This window comes from Novosphingobium resinovorum (genome assembly GCF_001742225.1).
Lineage (GTDB): Bacteria > Pseudomonadota > Alphaproteobacteria > Sphingomonadales > Sphingomonadaceae > Novosphingobium > Novosphingobium resinovorum_A.
Genome location: NZ_CP017075.1, coordinates 1,446,724 through 1,465,402, shown reverse-complemented (window position 1 = coordinate 1,465,402; position 18,679 = coordinate 1,446,724). Strand labels below are relative to the sequence as shown.

Annotated in this window: 17 protein-coding genes; 5 read left to right on the top strand and 12 right to left on the bottom strand. The window is 66.4% G+C overall.

What is annotated here, in order from left to right:
* The first annotated feature begins 433 nt into the window (after window positions 1–433).
* From BES08_RS06720 to BES08_RS06710, 3 genes are all read left to right on the top strand, one after another.
* On the top strand, window positions 434–3,724 hold the full coding sequence (locus BES08_RS06720) for a TonB-dependent receptor (protein ID WP_231958191.1): 3,291 nt from the start codon (window positions 434–436) through the stop codon (window positions 3,722–3,724).
* A 20-nt stretch (window positions 3,725–3,744) separates the two neighbouring features.
* Window positions 3,745–5,115 carry an amidohydrolase gene (locus BES08_RS06715; protein ID WP_231958190.1) on the top strand — a complete coding sequence of 457 codons (1,371 nt, stop codon included), beginning with the start codon at window positions 3,745–3,747 and terminating at the stop codon, window positions 5,113–5,115.
* A gap of 87 nt (window positions 5,116–5,202) precedes the next feature.
* On the top strand, window positions 5,203–5,952 hold the full coding sequence (locus tag BES08_RS06710) for a sulfite exporter TauE/SafE family protein (protein WP_036524288.1): 750 nt from the start codon (window positions 5,203–5,205) through the stop codon (window positions 5,950–5,952).
* A 121-nt stretch (window positions 5,953–6,073) separates the two neighbouring features.
* On the opposite strand, the gene BES08_RS06705 is transcribed toward BES08_RS06710, so the two are convergent.
* Window positions 6,074–6,997 carry a cation efflux transmembrane domain-containing protein gene (locus BES08_RS06705; RefSeq protein WP_008829204.1) on the bottom strand — a complete coding sequence of 308 codons (924 nt, stop codon included), beginning with the start codon at window positions 6,995–6,997 and terminating at the stop codon, window positions 6,074–6,076.
* Complete coding sequence (locus BES08_RS06700; RefSeq protein WP_231958188.1) at window positions 6,994–7,557, bottom strand: transporter substrate-binding domain-containing protein; 564 nt, start codon at window positions 7,555–7,557, stop codon at window positions 6,994–6,996. The genes BES08_RS06705 and BES08_RS06700 overlap by 4 nt, the downstream gene beginning before the upstream one ends.
* On the opposite strand from BES08_RS06700, the gene BES08_RS06695 reads away from it, so the two are divergent.
* On the top strand, window positions 7,551–8,357 hold the full coding sequence (locus BES08_RS06695; protein ID WP_162177368.1) for a transporter: 807 nt from the start codon (window positions 7,551–7,553) through the stop codon (window positions 8,355–8,357). The two genes, BES08_RS06700 and BES08_RS06695, sit on opposite strands and share 7 nt — an antisense overlap.
* Before the next feature lie 96 nt (window positions 8,358–8,453).
* Window positions 8,454–8,603: a hypothetical protein gene (locus BES08_RS32745; protein WP_008829207.1), complete on the top strand. Its 150-nt coding sequence runs from the start codon at window positions 8,454–8,456 to the stop codon at window positions 8,601–8,603.
* A 45-nt stretch (window positions 8,604–8,648) separates the two neighbouring features.
* Here BES08_RS32745 and BES08_RS06690 read toward each other — a convergent pair whose 3' ends face one another.
* From BES08_RS06690 to BES08_RS06645, 10 genes are all read right to left on the bottom strand, one after another.
* Complete coding sequence (locus BES08_RS06690; protein WP_036524842.1) at window positions 8,649–9,287, bottom strand: glutathione S-transferase family protein; 639 nt, start codon at window positions 9,285–9,287, stop codon at window positions 8,649–8,651.
* A 404-nt stretch (window positions 9,288–9,691) separates the two neighbouring features.
* Entirely contained in the window at window positions 9,692–11,416 is a 1,725-nt protein-coding gene (locus tag BES08_RS06685) for an FAD-dependent oxidoreductase (RefSeq protein WP_008828083.1), read from the bottom strand.
* Window positions 11,413–12,003 carry a gluconate 2-dehydrogenase subunit 3 family protein gene (locus BES08_RS06680; protein ID WP_008828082.1) on the bottom strand — a complete coding sequence of 197 codons (591 nt, stop codon included), beginning with the start codon at window positions 12,001–12,003 and terminating at the stop codon, window positions 11,413–11,415. The genes BES08_RS06685 and BES08_RS06680 overlap by 4 nt, the downstream gene beginning before the upstream one ends.
* Window position 12,004: 1 nt before the next feature.
* Window positions 12,005–12,907, bottom strand: a complete 903-nt coding sequence (locus tag BES08_RS06675) for a 3-keto-disaccharide hydrolase (protein ID WP_008828081.1) — start codon at window positions 12,905–12,907, stop codon at window positions 12,005–12,007.
* Window positions 12,904–13,281: a c-type cytochrome gene (locus BES08_RS06670; RefSeq protein ID WP_008828080.1), complete on the bottom strand. Its 378-nt coding sequence runs from the start codon at window positions 13,279–13,281 to the stop codon at window positions 12,904–12,906. The genes BES08_RS06675 and BES08_RS06670 overlap by 4 nt, the downstream gene beginning before the upstream one ends.
* A gap of 61 nt (window positions 13,282–13,342) precedes the next feature.
* The gene (locus BES08_RS06665) at window positions 13,343–14,293 is read right to left on the bottom strand and encodes an MBL fold metallo-hydrolase (protein WP_008828079.1); all 951 of its coding nucleotides are present in this window, start codon (window positions 14,291–14,293) and stop codon (window positions 13,343–13,345) included.
* Window positions 14,293–15,399: an LLM class flavin-dependent oxidoreductase gene (locus tag BES08_RS06660; protein ID WP_069707912.1), complete on the bottom strand. Its 1,107-nt coding sequence runs from the start codon at window positions 15,397–15,399 to the stop codon at window positions 14,293–14,295. Before BES08_RS06660 ends, BES08_RS06665 begins: the two co-directional genes overlap by 1 nt.
* Window positions 15,396–15,905, bottom strand: coding sequence for a V4R domain-containing protein (locus tag BES08_RS06655; protein ID WP_051586748.1), 510 nt, complete (start codon window positions 15,903–15,905; stop codon window positions 15,396–15,398). The genes BES08_RS06660 and BES08_RS06655 overlap by 4 nt, the downstream gene beginning before the upstream one ends.
* Window positions 15,902–17,320: an FAD-binding oxidoreductase gene (locus BES08_RS06650; protein ID WP_081798944.1), complete on the bottom strand. Its 1,419-nt coding sequence runs from the start codon at window positions 17,318–17,320 to the stop codon at window positions 15,902–15,904. Before BES08_RS06650 ends, BES08_RS06655 begins: the two co-directional genes overlap by 4 nt.
* Window positions 17,313–18,626, bottom strand: coding sequence for an MFS transporter (locus tag BES08_RS06645; RefSeq protein WP_008831203.1), 1,314 nt, complete (start codon window positions 18,624–18,626; stop codon window positions 17,313–17,315). Before BES08_RS06645 ends, BES08_RS06650 begins: the two co-directional genes overlap by 8 nt.
* Window positions 18,627–18,679 lie beyond the last annotated feature (53 nt).

The window sequence follows — 18,679 nt, the reverse complement described above, 5'->3', positions numbered from 1 at the left end:
GCCTCGATGGGCACTCAAGCGGCACCCAGGCGGCACTCAATGGCACCTAGCGGGGGTCTAGCGGGGGTCTAGCGGGGGTTCTGGCGGCACCCGGAAGTGCGCAAGCGCGCTCCGGAAGGGCGGCCTGATGGTGGCAGATAGACCCTAAGCCAGCCGCTTGATCGTGAACGATTCGATTCCACGGAACCCAAAAATCGCCTTGTGATTTCGGCACCGGCGGCTTTGCCGTTGCTGCATCGCAACAGAAACTCGCAGAAAATCAACGTTCGCGAAAAATTGTTAGATCGTTGACGATTTAATCTTGGATCATCGACGAAAATCGCCTTATGACATGAGTCGCAACGAGCGATCGGGTCGCCGGGTGCGGCAAGGGCAAGAGCCCGCCGCACCGCATTCCGGTCGTGATCTCGACACAGCCATGGGGGTGACGATCATGCGTAACGCGAAGCTGACTGCCAGATTTTCTCTCGGTCTTTCTCTGGGTGCGATGGGGATCGCGCTTGCGGTGCCGACCGCGATCCACGCGCAGATCATTACAGGCGCGATCAACGGCCGCCTGACCGATCCCGACGGCAATCCCGTCGGCGGCGTGCCGGTCACCGTGGTCCACGTTCCCTCGGGCACGACGACCACCGCCACCACCAGCGCCGACGGCGTCTATGCCGTGCGCAACCTGCGCCCCGGCGGGCCGTACCACGTCACCGCGACGTCGCCGGAGCTGGGCACCAAGTCGGTGGACGTACCCGCGATCAACACCGGCGACGCCTTCCAGCTCAACTTCGCGCTGGGCGAAGTCACCGAGATCGTCGTCAGCGGCAAATCGTTCGAGGGCGGGGACCTGAAGACCGGACCCAGCTCCAACTTCTCCGCGCAGAAGATCGAGGCCGCGCCGTCGATCAGCCGCGATCTCAAGGATCTGGCGCGGATGAACCCCTTCGTGGCGGTCGATCCCAGCAACAGCGATGCGCTGGTTTGCGGCGGCGCCAACAACCGCACCAATTCGCTGACCATCGACGGGGTGCGCCAGAACGACGATTTCGGGTTGCAGGCCAACGGCTATCCCACGCAGCGCTCGCCGATCTCGATCGACGTGGTCGAGACGCTGGGCGTGGAACTGGCGCCTTATGACGTGAACTACGGCGCGTTCGGCGGTTGCACCCTGAATGCCACCACCAAGTCGGGCGGCAACAGCTTCCACGGTCAGGTCTTCTACGAATATACCGGCGATGCGCTGCAGGGCGGCCGCTTCGGCTACACCGATTTCCAGGACGGATCGAAGCAGGACCGCCGCCTGACCGGTAAGTTCTCCGAAAAGACCTTCGGCGCGACGCTGACTGGCCCGATCATCAAGGACACGCTGTTCTTCACGCTGAACTACGAGAAGTTCGAGCGTTCGGAGCCGTCGCTGGTCGGCCCTTCGGGTTCGGACTTCGCCAATCAGGTGCCCGGCGTCAGCGTGGCACAGGCCAACGAAGTGCGCCAGATCCTGAAGGACCGCTACGGCTACGACCCGCTCGGCTACGAGGCGACCAAGCTGCCTTCGCGCGACGAGAAGTTCTTCGGCAAGCTGGACTGGAACATCGCGCCGGGCCACCGCGCCACGGTTTCGTACCAGCGCACGCGCGGCTCCTCGATCTCGGCCAACGGCAACACGCTGACCGGGTCGAGCACGTCGCTGGGGCTGCTGTCGCAGTGGGTGGAGCGGCAGAACAACCTCGACGTCTACAAGGCGCAGGTGTTCTCCGACTGGACCGACAATTTCAGCACCGAAATCAGCGCGTCCTACAAGAAGATGGACAACCCGGGCTTCCCGCTGGCGGGCAACGATTTCGCGCAGTTCCGCGTATACCTGAACGGGACGACGACCGGCCCGAGCGTCTATGCGGGCACCAATGCCTCGTATCAGGCGAATGAGCTGACGACCTATCTGCAGCAGTACCGCGCCAAGGCGACCTATACCGCCGGATCGCACCGCATCACCGCCGGGTACGAGCGCGAGGCGCTGAAGATCTGGGATCTGTTCGTGCAGAACGCCAACGGCTCCTACGTGTTTAACTCGCTGGACGATCTGCGCGCGGGCAATGCCTCCTCGGTCAGCTATGCCAATGCGGGCAGCAACCAGAAGGCGGATGCGGGCTTCACGCTGCACACCACGACCAACACGCTCTACCTGCAGGACGAATGGGCGGTGCTGCCCGAACTGACGATCAAGGCGGGCCTGCGTTACGACTTCTTCGAGCAGTCCGACCGGCCGGACGAAAACCCGGTGGTGATGGCGCGCTACGGGATTTCCAATACCGAGAACCTCGACGGCAAGCACCTGCTGCAGCCGCGTTTCGGGTTCAACTGGAAGCCCGACCCGACGCTGACGGTCTATGGCGGCGTCGGCCTGTTCGGCGGCGGCTCGCCCACGGTGTGGACGGCGAACACCTTCTACAACACCGGGCAGATGTTGGGCAACGTAACCTGCAGCCGGAGTGCCACGGCGAGCGCGGCGTGCCTTGCGGGGCTGAGCAACGTGGACGGGTTCAACGTCAACCCGGCGCTGCAGGCGGCCAATACCGCCAGCGCGGCGCGCGGGCAGGGGCTCATCAATGCGCTGGACAAGAACTTCAAGCCGCAGTCGACGTGGAAGATGTCGATCGGGGCGCAGAAGGAGTTCGATCTGGGCGCGTTCGGCAACGGCTGGCGCGTGGCGGGTGAGTTCATCCACTCCGAAGTGCAGAACGCGGTGGCGTGGTACGAATTGTACGCAGGCGCCAATCGCGGGCCGGATGCGCCGGACGGGCGACCGACGTATCTGCCGGGGCGCGAGAACCGTAACGATATTCTCGTGACCAACACCAAGCAGGGCTATGCCAACCAGCTAGGTCTGGCGCTGGCGAAGACCTGGCGTGAAGGGCCGCTGGACGGGCTGGAGGCGATGTTCTCGCACACCTACATCCGTTCGAAGGACGTCAATCCCGGTATCACCACGGTGGCTGCGTCGAACTACAGCGGGGTGGCGACTTCGGACCCGAACGATCCGGCGCTGGCGACCTCGAACTATGAGTTCCGCCATCTGTCGAAGCTGTCGGTCAGCTATTCGCATGCCTTCTTCGGCGACAACCGCACGCGCCTGACGCTGTTCGGGCAGAGGCGCTCGGGGCAGGTGTTCAGCTATACTTTCGATGTGGGCGCCAACGCCAACATGGCGGCCGACATGCTGGTGGGCGAGAACGGCGCGCTGGCGACGCGCAACCGCCAGCTGCTCTATGTGCCGCAGACGAGCGGCGGGCAGGTGACGGCGGGCAGCGATGCGATCGTGACGTATGCGCCGGGCTTTGACATCGCTGCGTTCAATGCTTTCCTGAAGCAGAACGGGCTGCTCAAGTATGCGGGCAAGATCGCGCCGCGCAACGCCTTCACCGCGCCGGCGCTGACGACGATCGACATGCGGATCAGCCAGGAGATTCCGGGCTTCTTCCCCGACGGGGCGAAGGCGGAGATCTATCTCGACGTCGAGAACCTGGGCAATCTCATCAACCGCAAGTGGGGCGTGCTGCAGCAGATCCCGTCGCCCTATGTCTCGGCGAACGTGGTGGCGCGCAATTGCCAGATCGCCGGGGCTTGCCCGACGCAGGGCAACTTCTACCAGTACGACAGCTTCGTCGGCCGCGCGGCGACCAGCTTCAACACGCAGTCGGTCTGGCAGATGAAGATCGGCGCGCGGTTCAAGTTCTAAGGCTTAGGGAAGGGACGACGATGATGGATCGCAATGACATGCAGCTTTCCCGCCGGGGTATCCTTGCCGCCGCCCTGGTGGCGGGGGCGGCCGGGGTCGCGGCTCCGGCACTGGCGGCGAAAATGAAGCCGGCCGGGGCGAAGGGCGCCGAGGCGAAGGGCGCGAGCTTCCTGCTGCGCGGCGTGACGCTGGAGACCGGCTACCGGCGCGAGGGCGGCGAGGTTATCGGCACCGAGACGGCGAAAGCCTCGGTGCTGGTGCGGGGCGGGAAGATCGCCGCGATCCTCCCCGCCGATGCGCCTGCGCCGATGGGCGTGGCGGTGCGCGATGCGAAGGGCATGCTGCTGCTGCCCTCGTTCCGCGACATGCACATCCACCTCGACAAGACCTTCTACGGCGGCCCGTGGGTGCCCCCGCGCAAGCGGACCGAGGGCATTCGCGGGCAGATCAAGCTGGAGCAGACGCTGTTGCCGCAGCTCCTCCCCACGCTGGAGGAGCGCGCGGGCAAGCTGGTCGATCTGCTGCAGTCCAACGGCACCACGTTCGCGCGCAGCCAGTGCAACGTCGATCCGGTGGTGGGGACCAAGCACGTCGAACTGCTCAAGCACGCGCTCGACAGCCGCGCCGACGGGTTCGGGCATGAGATCGTGGCGTTCCCGCAGCACGGCTTTGTCAGCGCCGACCTGATCCCGACGATGCGCGCGGCGATGGCGGCGGGGGCGACGCATGTGGGCGGCATCGATCCCACCGCGCTCGACGGCGGGATGGAGAAGTCGGTCGATGCGATGATGCAGGTCGCGCTCGACATGGACAAGGGCGTGGACATCCACCTGCACGAGCCCGGCGCCAGCGGCATCGCCGCGATCCGCCGCATCGCCGACACGGTGGAGCGCGAACCCGAACTGCGCGGCAAGGTGACGCTCAGCCACGCGTTCTCGATGATGTCGCTGCCCGCGCCCGAGATGGAGGACCTGGCCGCGCGCCTCGCCGCGCTGGACATGTCGGTGGCGTCCACGCTGCCGTTCGGCACGCGGATGATGCCGATCCCGATCCTGCTGGACAAGGGCGTCAAGGTCTACACCGGCACCGACAGCGTCGAGGATCACTGGTCGGTCTTCGGCAGCGGCGACGTACTGGAGAAGGCCAAGCTGGCGTGCCAGCTCTATGGCTGGAGCGACGAGTACACCATCTCGCAATCGCTGAAGATCGCCACCGGCGGCCCGACCCCGCTGGATGCCGCGGGCAAGCAGGTCTGGCCCAAGGCAGGCGACGCCGCCGACATGGTGCTGGTCCCGGCCGCCTGCTCGGCCGAGGCGGTGGCGCGCCAGTCGCCGCGCAAGGCGGTGTTCCACGCGGGCAACCTGGTGTCGGGCGCGCTGGACGCGGCCTGAAAATCGCGCGGCCTTCGTCCCGGGTGAAGCCGCCGCCCGGCATCATCCGGATTGTGCCGCGTTCCGGAGCGCGGCATATCCGCGCTCGTGAACACAGATCTTCTCCTGATCGCGGCAGGTGTGCTGGCCGGCGCCATGAATGCGCTGGCCGGCGGCGGGTCCTTCGTCTCGTTGCCGGCGCTGATGGCGGTCGGACTGTCTCCCGTGGCGGCGAATGCCTCCAGCAGTCTGGCGCTTTACCCCGGCGGCGCCGTCAGCACCTGGGTCTATCGCGAGGGGCTGGTGCCGATCGCGGCGGTCCCGCTGCGCTGGATGGCGGCGGTGTCGGCTGCAGGCGGCCTTGCAGGCGGCATCCTGCTGCTGGCGACGCCGCAGGCGCTGTTCGTTCAGGCTCTGCCCTGGCTGCTACTGCTGGCGAGCCTTGCGCTCGCCTTCGGGCGCGGAATTACCGCAAGAGTTCACGGATGGAGCGGGGCGAGCGGCCCCGCGATCCTTGGCGGCCAGTTGGTTCTGGGTATCTACGGAGGGTATTTCGGCGGGGCTGTAGGCATCATGATGATGGCATTCTGGAGCCTTGCGACGCGGGAGGAACTCAAGCGGCTTCAGGGCCTGCGGACTTTGCTGGTCACCGCTGCGAACACCGCAGCGGTGATCCTGTTCGCTCTGGCGGGCGCGGTCGGTTGGCGCGAAGTGGCCATCCTTGCCCCCTCCGCGATGGTCGGCGGCTATCTGGGCGCACTGCTGGGCATTCGGTTGTCGCCGGCGCTGGTGCGAGCGGCCACTCTGGCCCTTGCGTTCTTCGTGACCGCCGCGTTCTTCATCAAGGCGTATGGCTGATACGCCCATGGCGGCGATAAGCGGGCGTGACGAAACTGCTGGTGAAGCCTGCCGTCCGGCCATCGCCCTGAAACGCCCTTGCGAGCGCAGCCGAGCCATGCCCGGCTGACCGCCCACCTCTTCACGGTTCCTCGGCGGGCGGGACAAAGCCGACCTGGGCAAGGCGCCAGGATCGATCGGCCTTTCCAGGCCAGTAGTGCCGGGGGTGTCGCTTTTCGCCGGGCGGATGGACGCCGTGGATTTCGGCCCGGACCAGGCGGCCGGTTTCCCGCAGCCGGATGGTCGCTTCCGGAAATTCGTCCTGAAGGCGTTGTTCCAGTTCGAGCGCGTCACCCGAGAGTTTCGGGCTGGAGAGCGCGCGGGGAGCGCCGTCGATCAGTTCTGCGGTGGAAGATCGCAAGGCTTTGACGCCGTCGCTGATGACGTCGAGCGATATGATCGCGGCGGCCAGGGAGTCCGCCCACCACCAGCCCAGGCCAAGACCGATGATCCCTCCGAGACCTGCCGCGCCCGTCAGCCAGTTCGCCTTGTTCATCAGGGCATCGGTGTGCAGGAGCTTGTCGTTGAGCTTCTCGGCCAGCGGCAGTTCCCTGCGGCCGATGAGCATCGGGGGCACGAGCGAATAGATCTGCGCCGCGATCATGAGCCAGCCCAGCCAGAAGTCGTGGCCAAGCAGCACGATCGATCCGACGCTGGCGTGTTCCTGCGTCGCCAGCGCGACAGCGGCATTGTAGAGGAGCAGCAGGCCCACTGCCGTCAATGCGACGGCGGCAACGAAGAATCCCAGGCCGTTGACCCGTTCGAAGCCGAAGGGAAATTTTCGCGATCGCCTGCCGTTCAGTTCCATGTGCGCCGCGATCAGAAACATGATCGGCGGCACCACGCCCAGGGTGTCCTCCACCCACGCGGTCTTCATCGTCTGGCTCTGGCCGAGGACCAGCCCCATCACGGCGATGATGGTCGCCGTCCAGAACAGGTTCCAGTACTCCAGCCTGATGGCGGCGTGCATGGCCGGGCGCAGTTCGTCGGGGAGGCTGTTGCTCATTGCGCCCTCGCTTCCGCCGAGACCGCGCGCGAGGCGCGCTCGACCAGCATGATCCACCGATTTTCGCCGTTGCGCATCACCGCCTTCAGTTCCAGCGGTGCCGCAGATCCTGGCAGCGTTTGCACGGCCGGGCCGAACGTCACGTCGGTTTTCCAGGCACTGTCCCGGGCGAAGGCGCCGACGACGAGATCGATCTTGCCTGCTTCCAGATCGCCGAACAATCGGTCCCCCGTGGCTTCGTGTATTCGGGCGCGGGCGTGCGCTCGACGTTCCACTTCGGCAACGAGCCGCCTTGCGTCCGGACTTTCGGGAGTTCCGGATACCAGCCCGACATCGAAGCGCCTTGTCTCTTCGATGCGGGTCGATGTGTGTGCGGGGTCACGCGGCAGCCCGTCGCAGCCCGCAACCAGCATCATCATCCCGACGACGGCCCCTTTCATGGTCCCTGACCCTTTTTCCTGCATGGTCGGAGGAACGAGCAGGCCGCCGTGTTGTTTCGCTTCGAGCCAAGAATGGACACGATAGGGAAATGATGCGGAAACCCGGGCTGCTGATGCCATTGCTGCTTGTGCTACCCGGTCCGGCGCTGGCCCAGGATCAGGGAGACGGTGCGGCAAGGCTGCGCGAACTGTGCACCGAACGTCCCGGCCTCACGACTGCGGCCTGTACCGTCGATCCGGGGCATTTCCAGATCGAACTCGGCGTTGCGGAGTGGGAGCGCAACACGGACGGCGAGGGCAGGGAGACGACGCTGGGACTGGCGCAGACCCAGGTGCGTTACGGCCTTGCGGCGACGACAGAGCTTCAGGTCGGCTGGACGGCCTTCACGTGGATGGCGCGCAAGGATTACGGTGGCGGCGTTTCTGAGCGCTCGAGCGGTATCGGCGACGTGACGATCGGCCTGAAGCAGAACCTGCGCCATCCGCAGGAAAAGGCGAACGGCGTCGCTGCAGGGCTTCTTGCCTATGCCACGCTTCCAACCGCGACGAACGGCGTGGGTGACGGCGACTGGAGCGCCGGATTGATCGTGCCGCTGAGCTACAAGTTCAGCGATACGGTCGCATTCGCCCTTTCCCCCAGCATCGAGGCGGCTACCGACGAGGACCGATCGGGACGGCATCTGGCTTATGGGGCGGCAGCGGGCTTCCAGTTCACGATTGCCGAGAACCTGCGGATCGCGCCGGAACTGGAACTCACCCGCGACCGCGACCCGCAAGGCAGCACGACGATGACCAGTGCGGCGCTTTCGCTGGCATGGCGCACGGACGATCTCACCCAGCTGGATTTCCAGACGACGATGGGCCTAAATGCCGATACGCCCGACGTGCGCGTCGGCCTTGGCATCAGTCGCAAGTTCTAGCTGTTTGCCGGCGCGGTGTCCGCCGTGCTCCGCGCAATCGAGAAGGGGGCACGGTGCCGGGCGGAGAAAGCCCGGCGCCCGAACAGATCGGCGGCCATGCCGACACCCATCCGCTACGCAGACTATATCGCCAAGCTGGGGCTGTTTCCGCGTTCGCCGGGTTTCAAGGCCTTGCGATCCACGCGCCCGTCTTTGCAGGCCTTCCGGCTTGAGCCCATTGGCGCGGGCCACCCGGCGAACGAGTGATGGAGCCCGTTTCCGGAATCGGCCTCCTGACGTCGGATGCCGCTTTCAGACAAAGCGATAAGGGCCGCCACGTTCGAGCGCGGCCTGATAGGCCGGTCGTTGATGAACCTTGTCGAGCCAGGCGATCGTCGCTGGGCGTCCGCGCTCGAGACCGCCGCGATCGCGGGCAGCTTCGAGCGGGAAGCTCATCATGATGTCGGCCGCGGTGAACGTATTGCCCGCGAACCAGGGGCGGAACGCCAGTTCATGCTCGACGAAATCGAGGTGGACGTCGATCATCGGTTGCAGCTTCTTCTGCGCGGCCTTGCCCAGCAGCGGGATCCGGCCAAGTACCAGATTGACCAGCAGCGGCGGCATCAGCGATCCTTCGGCATAATGCAGGAAGTGGCGATAGAGCAGCGCCGCATCCTCGCCATAAGGCTTGCCCAGCCGCCCGTCGGCCTTGCCGGTGAGGTATTCGACGATGGCCCCGGTTTCGGCCAGGATACGTTCGGTGCCGAAATGATCGCGATCGACGATCACCGGCGACTTGCCGAGCGGGTGGATGCGGCGCAGTTCGGGGGGCGCCAGCATCGTTTTCGGATCGCGTTCGTAGCGCTTGACCTCGTAGGGCAGGGACAGCTCTTCCAGCAGCCACAGGACGCGCTGCGAACGCGAGTTCTCCAGATGGTGGACGACGATCATCGGTGCATGGTTCTCCGCTGCTGCGCTTATCATGCCAACGGCCGGTGCGCGGCAAAGTTGCGGCCGCGATTCCCGCCGAGGCAGCGCCGTCATGCCAATCCGGACGCTGTGCGCATCTGGCGCCAGACCGCCGAGCATTCCTTTCGCGCCCTCAAGTCGCCAAAGAGTAATCGCCAGCTAAGACCATGTCGCGCAAACTCGGCCTCGGACGATATCCATCGACCACGACGGCGAAGACGTTTTCACACAGCCTGGGATCGGTACCTGATAAGGCATGGCGTCGGTGATGAGTTTGCTGTTTCAAGTTGGCCAAAGGCTGGCGGGGAAACCAGACCTAAGCTTTCGGGCGGCCTTGGACGTAAGCTGCACAGCAAAAATTCCGCCCGAACACATTGAAACAATAGCTAGATTTTCCCTTGCCTGATCTCGTCCACCGCATATGCGGCAGCCCGCGCGGTCATCGCCATGTAGGTGAGCGAAGGGTTCTGCCAGGCGCTTGACGCCATGGCCGAGCCATCGGTCACGAATACATTTTCGACCGCGTGCATCTGGTTGAAGCCGTTGAGCATCGAGGTGGCCGGATCGCCGCCCATGCGCACACCGCCCATCTCGTGGATGGCGCCCTTGATCGCATAACCCTCGCCGGGACGGGAGACGACGGTGGCGCCGAAGCCCTCGGCCATCTCGACGCTTTGCGCGATGGCGTCGTCCAGCAGCCTGCGCTCGTTGGCGCCGAAGCGCAGGGCGACGCGGATTTGCGCGATACCGTCCTTGTCGCGAGCCGCGGGGTCCAGCGTCAGGCGGTTTTCGGCATCGGGCAAAGTCTCGGCGAACAGGTTGAAGCGCAGGCGCCAGTCGCCGCGCTGGCGGGCCTTGCGCTTGAGGTCGTCACCGATGCCCGCGCCGAAAGCCCCCGCTTCCCAGTTGGCACGCGCGGCGTCGAGCTGGATGCCGTAGCCGCGCAGGAACGCGGGCGAGGTGTCGCCTCCGACGTTGCGGAAACGCGGGATGAAATGGTTGGTCGGCCGGAAGCCCGTGTAGTTGCGGTCCTGATAGCCCGGCACATGCGCGACGACCTGCACGCCCGAGGCATGGTCCATGATGTAGCGGCCCAGCACGTCGCTGGTATTGCCAAGGCCGGTGGGGAACGCCTCGCTGGTGGATTGCAACAGCAGCGCGGTGCTGTTGAAGCTCGATGCGCACAGGAAGATCGTGCGCCCGGTCACCGTCGTGGTCGCGCCGGTAGCGGTATTGCGCACGCGCACGCCGCTGGCGCGCCGGGTTGCGGGATCGTGTTCGATCGACACGACGCGGCTGTCGGTCAGCACCGTCAGCAGCCCGGTCGCCTGCGCGGCGGGGAGCGTGGAACTCTGCGTGCTGAAATAGGCCCCGAAGGAACAGCCGCGCGCGCACAGGTTACGGTACTGGCAGTTCGAGCGGCCTTCGTCCGGCTTTGCCTCGGTCATGTTGGCGAGGCGGCTGGGAATGAACTTGCGACCGGGATAGTGCGCCTCCATCCATTCCTTGAATTTCTGCTCGACGTGGTTGAGCGCCATCGGCGGCTGGAACTGGCCGTCGGGCAGATGGGCGATCCCCTCGGTGCTGCCCGAGACGCCGATGAAGTTTTCGACATGGTCGTACCAGGGTGCAAGGTCGGCGTAGCGGATCGGCCAGTCGGTGCCATGGCCGTCCAGCTTGTTGGCGGTGAAGTCGAGGTCGCTCATGCGGAAGCACTTGCGGCCCCAAACCAGCGAGCGGCCACCCATCACATAGGCGCGGGTCCAGTTGAACGGTGCGTCCTGCGGCGTCTGGTAGGGATGATCCTCCGGTGCCACGAAGAAGCCCGGCGCCTCGGTCAGCGGGTAGAGCGAGGAGGCACCGTTGAGGTTGGCGTTGCTCATGCCATAGCCGGCGAGGCCCTCATGAGTGGCGGCGGGATCGCGCTGGGCGCGGTAGTCGAACTCCCAGGGCGCCAGCGTTTCGGTTGCATAATCGGTGCCGTGCTCGACCATGCGGCCGCGCTCGATCATCGCGACCTTGAGGCCGCGCTGGGTCAGCTCCTTGGCCGCCCAGCCACCGGTGATGCCCGAGCCGATCACGATCGCATCGAAGTCCTTCGAGATACTCATTGGCCAAGCACCGTTTCGTTGCAGTAGTTTCGCCAGTCGGCGGCAAGCTCGATATCGGGCGCATAGCCGCCGGGCACCAGTTCGAAGCGCAGATCCTGCGAGCCACCGGCTTCGGATGTATAGAAGCCCCAGACCGTGATAGCCTTGAGCAGCCGGTAGGTTGCTCCATCGGCATCGTCCGCGCTGGTGGCGGGCACGCGGCAATCCTTGCGGCCCAGCATCGAGGCGGCGTCCACTTGTGCAAGGACGGTGTGCCGCACGGGCGCGGGGGCCGCCGCGAAGGGCCGGCCCGCAGCCGTGTCGAGCACCCGCTCCAGCCCGTCGATCGAGGTGCGCAAGGCGGCGATCTGCGCTTCGTCGCTGGCGCGCACGGCAATACGGTCGATGAAGGCGGGCACGCCGGCGGCCAGGGCCCCGGGGGTATCCGTGGCCGGGATGATGGTGTCGCAAAAGGCGGACAGGAACCGCATCTGCGGCGCCGTCAGCGCGCTTGCCGCAGGCGCCGGTGCAGCCCATGCCGCCCGCGCACCGCTCAGCGAAAGCGAGGCGGCGAACAGGCCCGAGACGAGGAACAGCCGACGGTCCATGTTACTTCGCGTCCTTGGGCAGTTCGCGGATCGCGATGTTGCGCCAGCGCAGCACGTCGCCCGGCCGCCAGCGCTGCCAGCCGCCATGGACCTGCAGCGCGATCGGTCCCGCCACCATGCCGCCGACCGCATGGTTGGCGGTGTCGGTGGTGTCGCTCACTTGCGTGCCGTTGATCCATACGGTGACATGAGGCACGTCGCCGGCGACGCGGATGCGGACGTGGTTCCATTGCTCCCGCTTCCAGAAGTCGGGAACCGGCTCGATCGGCGGATGCGCATAGTCGGGCTGCGGTTTCGCCGCCGCCTGCGCGGGATCGAGCTTGGGCGAGGTCGCCGGGACGTCACCCACCTGGACGCCGCCTTCACCGATGAAACTGCCCAGGTTCAACCCCGGCCCGGCCGTGTAGGCGCGGTCGCTCGAAACGTAGTCGAGCGTTACCTGATAGCCTGCACCTTCTTCGGTGGTGCGGAAGAATACGCCGCTGTCAGCACTCCAGTCCGGCTTGAAGTCGAAGGAGAGTTCGAAATTGCGGTACTTGCGATCGGTGACCAACTGGCCGCCCTGGCCCGGGGCGCTCTGCATGCCCATGAGGACGCCCTGACGCACCTCGAAGACGGGCGCGGTGCCGTGGCGGGATGTCTTGCTGACGTGCCATCCGGCGAGGTCACGGCCGTTGAAAATTGGCGTGAAGCCCTCGGGAATGGCGACCGGCAGCGGCGGTGCCTTGGCTTTGCCGTAGTCCGGCACCGGCGGCAATCCGGGCGCGAGCGCGCGGAACGGCAAGGTGAGACCCGGCGATATCTCGCGCATCTCGACCCCGTCCTTATCGGGAGCGGCGAGCGCCGGCATGGCTGCTAGGGTAGCATGGCCGACCAGCAGGGTGGCGATCCGGCGCACGGTCACTTGAGCCCCAGCAGGTAGTCCGCAAGCGCGGCGGCCGCCTTGGGGTCGGAGGTCCCGGCATAGGCCATCTTGGTCCCCGGCACGACGGTGCGCGGCTTGGCGAGGAAGGCCATCAGCGTCTTGCGATCCCACACCAGGTCCGACTGCTTCATCGCCGGCGAGTAGGCATAGCCCGGCAGCGTCCCGGCCTTGCGGCCGCCAACGCGCCAAAGGGTCGGGCCGATGGCGGAAGGAGCCTTGTCGGTGGTCTTGTGGCAGACCTTGCACATGGCGAACTGCGGCGGCGGGGCGCTTTGCGCCGATGCTGCGCTCGGCAGCAAGGTGGCGCCTGCGGCTACGACGGCCGCGCGAAGGAGAGTTCTCGTATAAGTCATGGAAGCTCCGTTTCTGTTCTTGCGGCCCGTCCGGCAGGCCATGGCCCACCCGGTTCGAGGTCTATGGGTAGTCGCGTGCAAGGGCGACCCGGCTGCACTGCGCGGCCACTTTCAAGGCCCGTTGCACCGTCGCCTGGCCCGTCACGAAGGGAGAGGTCGCCCCTTTCCGCTCCGCGGCGATCTTCGCGAACGTATCGTCGAACACCGGATGGTTGGACAGCCAGACGTCCGCGCCCCGCTGGCGCGCAAGCCCCGCGAACCGCTCGGCCGAGGCGGCCATGCCCGCGTACTGCTCGCGCGTCCGGGTATTGAACGCGGTGCCGCCCCACAGCGCGGCGACATGGCGCTCAGCCCCGTCGTGGACGGGGAACAGCAGCGACAGCGTGCCGGGCGTGTGGCCGGGCGTTTCGATCAGACTGATTACCGTCCTGCCCAGGGCCAGGTCCATCGCCCCATCGACAACGATGTCGCGGCGAGGTTTGGGATCGGTCCAGCGGGTGGTCTGCGCGATCACGTCCCAGTCCTTGCGGCTCGCCACAACCCGCGCGCCGTAAGTGTCCTGCAGGTAGCGCGCGCCGCCGTAGTGATCACCATGGCCATGAGTGACGACGACATAGCGGATCGTCGCCGGATCGAGGCCGAGCGCCTTGAGCCCATCGACGATCTCGGGACCGACCGAGTAATCGAACAGAGCGTCGATCAGGATGAGGCCCTCGTCGGTCTTGAGCGCCCATGCGGAAACGCCCTGCTGACCGACGTAATAGAGATCGTCGAACGCCTTTGCCGGGGGCGAGTACCAGCTCGCCCGATCGGCCACGTTCTCCGCCGGCGGGTGGACGACATCGACGGGGCAGAGCACTTCGTAAAGTGCGCGGAGGTCTTTGCCCGCCACCGCTTCGGCGCTGCGCATCTTCGGGTCAGGAGCCGAGGCCGGTGCCGGCGCGGCGCCAATTGCCGTTGCCATCATCGCGGCGACCAGGGCCACGCCACCGATCAAGGCTTGCTTGCGCATCAGGCCGCTTCCACGGCCAGGACATCCTCGCGCAAGCCCATCTCGACCAGCAGCGGCAGGACGTTCTCGCAGAAGTAAGGCAACTCCTCGCGGTAGTTCACGAACGACAGCGCGATGGCTGAGAAGCCGGCCTGCGATATCTCGGCCATCTGCCGTGCGATCGTCCCAGGCGAGCCTACCAGCGGGAAACTGCCGGCCCCGCCGGCGAAACGCTGGCGGTAGAGACGATAGCTTTCGTCATCGTGCGAGCCGGAGAATTTCTGCTTTGAACTCATATGCTGCTCGACCGCATCGTGGTCGGCGTTGGTGAGGGCATAGTCCTCGTAATAGGCCTCGGCCTCAGCGTCGGTGGGGCGGCACACCACGTGGCAAACGGTGCTCACGCCGACCTCGCGCCCGGCAGCGGCGGCGCGCGTGGCGATGTCGGCGATGTGGCGCTTGCCTTCCTCGATCGTGGTGAAGGTCGTGAACAGCTGGTCGCAGGCATTGGCGGCGAAGTCGCGGCCCGGCGGGCTGAAGGCGGCGTTCATCGTCACCGGGCGCGGCCGTTGCAGGGCGACGGGGCGAGTGATCGCCTGCTTCAGCTTGTAGAAGCGGCCGTCGAAGTCGATGGGACCATCGGCGGCGTAGAGCTTCTCGATCACATCCAGCCATTCGGCGGCGCGGGCATAGCCGTCGTCGTCCAGCGTCATGCCAAACATGCCGAACTCGCTCGGATTCCAGCCGCACACGATGTTGAGACCGGCGCGCCCGTGCGAGACGTGGTCGATCGTGGCCAGCGCCTTGGCCGCGAACAGCGGGTGGACGAGCGGCACGTGCACGGTGCTGAACAGCGCGATGCGGCTGGTCGCAGCCGCAAGCGCCGAGGCCCAGGTCAGCGTCTCGAACGACCATTCGCGCGCACGGGTGGCACCGCCGAAACCCTGCCAGCGGGCGATCGGCAGCAGAAAGTCGAGGCCTGCCTCGTCGGCGGTCCGTGCCGCGGCGAGGCAGTCGTCCCAGGCGGCGGTCCAGCGTTCGGGCACGGTGGTCAGGGACAAGCCGCCGTCGGCGTTGCTGGCAAAGGTGCCGAGCTTGAGGCGGTTGGGGCCGAGCATCGGATTCATGCATTATGCTCCATTGGAATGGCGAAGTGGCAGGTGGTGCCGCCGTGCTGCGCGGCGCACCGGGTTTCGGTGGCGGTGACGGGCGAGCCGCTCATGATCGTGCCGACGGCCGAGAGCATCCCGGTCATCGCCGTGCACACAGGCTGCGCCGCGCCGGTCAAGGGGGCCGCGAAGGGGCTGTCCTCGACGGTGACGCGGATGGCGTCCGCTTCGTGGGCTATGGTCCAAAGGCCCCAGCCCAGGTCCGGCGCGGTCTGAGCCACCACCTCGACCAGCGGGCGGCTGGCGGTCTTGTTGTAGGTGCCGGCCGATCGCCCGCCGAAGTCCAGCACGGAGGCGTGGAGCGCCGCCAGCATCTCGGCCTGCGCACCGGGCGACAGGCGCATGATTGCACCCATGAGCGCGTCGGGCCGGATCAGCATGTAGCGGATTGCGCCGTCGACCACCTGGCCGGGCACCGCGCTCCAGTCGAGCCGATCGCGGAAGGGAGGGATAGTCGCGCTCATCCCAGGATGCGCCCACGCCCGAGGATGCCGCGAGGATCGAGCGCCTGCTTGATCGCGCTCATCGTCGCCAGTTCGTCGGGCGTGCGCGTGCGCGAGAGCACCTTGCGCTTCTTGAGGCCGATGCCGTGCTCCGCTGAAACCGAGCCTCCCAAGTCGGAGACGACGCCGTAGACGAAGGCCTCGACGGCTTCGACCGTCTCCGCCGTCGCACCCGGCACGTCGGCGATGAGGTGGATGTTCCCGTCACCGAGGTGGCCGTAGACCAGCGCCAGCGAGCCGGGATGGCGCGCCTCCAGGCCTTGGGTGATGCGGCTCGCAGCTTCGGCCAGGTCGCTGACCGCGAAGCTGATGTCGAAGGCGATCATGTTGGGAATGAGGCGCGGGAATTCACCCGGCGCATCGCGCACCGCCCAGAAATCCAGCGCGGCGCGTTCTGACATCGCGACCGCCGCGTCCTCCAGCACTTCCTCTTCGAACATGCGGGCGAGGAAGGCCTCGAACTGCTCGCCCTGCGCCTCTGGATCGGCGCCGTCCGTTTCCAGCAGGACATAGAAGCCGTGGCTCCCCGCCAAAGGACGGCGCAGTTCGGGGAAGTTGCCCAGCACATAGTCGTAGTAGCTCGGCCACATCACCTCGAACGCCGATACCCCGCCGGCGAGTTCGGACTGCGCACGCCGCAGCAGCGTGGTGACGGCCTTGAAGTCGTCCAGTCCGCACCACGCGGTTGAAACCCCCAACGGGCGAGGACGCAGACGCAGGACTACGCGGGTGATGATACCCAGCGTGCCCTCGCTGCCGATCAGCAGGTTCTTGAGATCGTAGCCGCTGTTGTTCTTGAGCATCTTGTGCAGGCCGCTGATCACGCGGCCATCGGCGAGCACCGCCTCGACGCCGAGCACGAGGTCGCGGGTCATGCCGTACTTGATCACGCGGTTGCCGCCCGCATTGGTCGCCAGCACGCCGCCGATGGTGCAGCTTCCCCGCGCGCCGAGGTCGAGCGGGAAGAAGTAGCCCGCCGCCAGCGCGGCTTCCTGAACGCTCTGCAGCACGCAGCCTGCCTGGACGGTCATCGTCGCCGAGACCGCATCGACCTCCTCGATCGCCTTCATGCGCTCCAGGCTGACGGCGATCTCGCCATCGAGCGCGCTGGCACCGCCGGCAAGGCCCGTAAGTCCGCCCTGCACGGTCACCGGCTGCCCGGCGGCGTGGCAGATCGCCATGGCCTGCGAGAGTTCTTCGGTCGAGCGGGGGCGGATCAGGGCGAGGACATCGCCCGAGGGAATACCGCTCCAGTCGGCGAAGCGGCGCCCGTCTGCTTCTTGTGCGAGCGTGACGATGTCGGGGCCAAGTGCGGCGAGCAGGCGCTCGACGACGTCGGTGGTGGTGGTGGTGGAAAGGGCGGTGGTGTCAGTCATGGGCGGGTGCTCGCGTCAGGAACGAAAGAACTATCGCGGCGAGCAGCATGGTCGCGGCGAAGACGTACATCGGGATATCGAAGGCGCCGGTGGCAGTCTTGATCCAGCCGACGAGATAGGGCGAAAGGAAGCCGGGAATGTTGCCCAGCGCCGAAATCAGCGCGATAGCGGCGGCGGCAGCGGTGCCGGTGAACATCGCCGTCGGCAGGTTCCAGAACACCGGCAGCGAACCCATCGTACCCGCCATCGCCAGCGAGCAGCACAGCATCGCCAGCGGCATGCTGACGAGCGCCGCCGGGCTCACGGCCCAGCCGAAAGCCGAGACCAGCGCCAATGCGATCAACAGCGGGCCGACGTTGCGCAAGCTCGACACCCGCGAAGCGAGGGTGAGCATGGTGGCCGCCCCGACCAGCCAGGGGATGGTGCTGAGCACGCCGATCATCAGCGGGCTGGCGATGCCGGCGCTCTGGATGATGGTGGGCAGCCAGAACACGAAGCCGAAGAACGAAGTGCCGTAGCAGCCGTAGACGAGGCTGAGCGCGAGGACCCGGCCGTTGGTCATGACCGAGGACAGCGGGGCATGGCCAGTTGCGGGGCCAGCTGCGGGGCCATCCTGCGCGACGATGGCGGCCAGGCGGTCGCGCTCTGCGGGGGTGAGCCACAGCGCGCTGGCAGGTCCGGCGTCGAGGCGCTTCATGCAGGCGATGCCCAGCAGCACTGCCGGCGTACCTTCGATGATGAACAGCCATTGCCAGCCGGGCAGTCCGCCGAAATCATGCAGCGTCTCCAGGATCAGGCCGGAGACCGGTCCGACGACGACGCCCGCCACCGCGATCGCGGTCATGAAGATCGCCGTCATGCGGGTGCGCCGCGCGGCCGGGAACCACAAGGTGAGATAGAAGATCACACCCGGGAAGAACCCGGCCTCGGCCACGCCGATCAGGAAGCGCAAGATGTAGAAGCTGGCGGGCGTGCGCACGAACAGCATCGCGATCGACAGCAGGCCCCAGGTGATCATGATCCGCCCCAGCCACATCGGCGCGCCGAATTTTCTCAGCGCGATGTTGCTGGGCACTTCGAACAGCACGTAGCCGATGAAGAACGTGCCCGCGCCGATGCCGTAGACCAGCTCGCTGAACCCCAGGTCCTTGAGCATGGTGAGCTTGGCGAAGCCGACGTTCATGCGGTCCACCTGGGCGATCAGGTAGCAGACGAACAGAAACGGCAGCAGGCGGCGCGCGACCTTGGCGAACAGGGCGGCGTCGCCATCCCCCGCCAAAGTGGACGCTGGGGCGGGCATATCCATGGGTGTGGCTCGTTCCATCTCGTAAAACTGTCACCGATTAAAGGCGTCTGGGG

Coding starts and splice junctions, on each gene's coding strand:
- BES08_RS06720 (WP_231958191.1), top strand. CDS start 434: ATGCGTAACGCGAAGCTGACTGCCAGATTTTCTCTCGGTCTTTCTCTG.
- BES08_RS06715 (WP_231958190.1), top strand. CDS start 3,745: ATGATGGATCGCAATGACATGCAGCTTTCCCGCCGGGGTATCCTTGCC.
- BES08_RS06705 (WP_008829204.1), bottom strand. CDS start 6,997: ATGAGCAACAGCCTCCCCGACGAACTGCGCCCGGCCATGCACGCCGCC.
- BES08_RS06695 (WP_162177368.1), top strand. CDS start 7,551: ATGCCATTGCTGCTTGTGCTACCCGGTCCGGCGCTGGCCCAGGATCAG.
- BES08_RS06700 (WP_231958188.1), bottom strand. CDS start 7,557: ATGGCATCAGCAGCCCGGGTTTCCGCATCATTTCCCTATCGTGTCCAT.
- BES08_RS32745 (WP_008829207.1), top strand. CDS start 8,454: ATGCCGACACCCATCCGCTACGCAGACTATATCGCCAAGCTGGGGCTG.
- BES08_RS06690 (WP_036524842.1), bottom strand. CDS start 9,287: ATGATCGTCGTCCACCATCTGGAGAACTCGCGTTCGCAGCGCGTCCTG.
- BES08_RS06685 (WP_008828083.1), bottom strand. CDS start 11,416: ATGAGTATCTCGAAGGACTTCGATGCGATCGTGATCGGCTCGGGCATC.
- BES08_RS06680 (WP_008828082.1), bottom strand. CDS start 12,003: ATGGACCGTCGGCTGTTCCTCGTCTCGGGCCTGTTCGCCGCCTCGCTT.
- BES08_RS06670 (WP_008828080.1), bottom strand. CDS start 13,281: ATGACTTATACGAGAACTCTCCTTCGCGCGGCCGTCGTAGCCGCAGGC.
- BES08_RS06665 (WP_008828079.1), bottom strand. CDS start 14,293: ATGCGCAAGCAAGCCTTGATCGGTGGCGTGGCCCTGGTCGCCGCGATG.
- BES08_RS06660 (WP_069707912.1), bottom strand. CDS start 15,399: ATGAATCCGATGCTCGGCCCCAACCGCCTCAAGCTCGGCACCTTTGCC.
- BES08_RS06655 (WP_051586748.1), bottom strand. CDS start 15,905: ATGAGCGCGACTATCCCTCCCTTCCGCGATCGGCTCGACTGGAGCGCG.
- BES08_RS06650 (WP_081798944.1), bottom strand. CDS start 17,320: ATGACTGACACCACCGCCCTTTCCACCACCACCACCACCGACGTCGTC.
- BES08_RS06645 (WP_008831203.1), bottom strand. CDS start 18,626: ATGGATATGCCCGCCCCAGCGTCCACTTTGGCGGGGGATGGCGACGCC.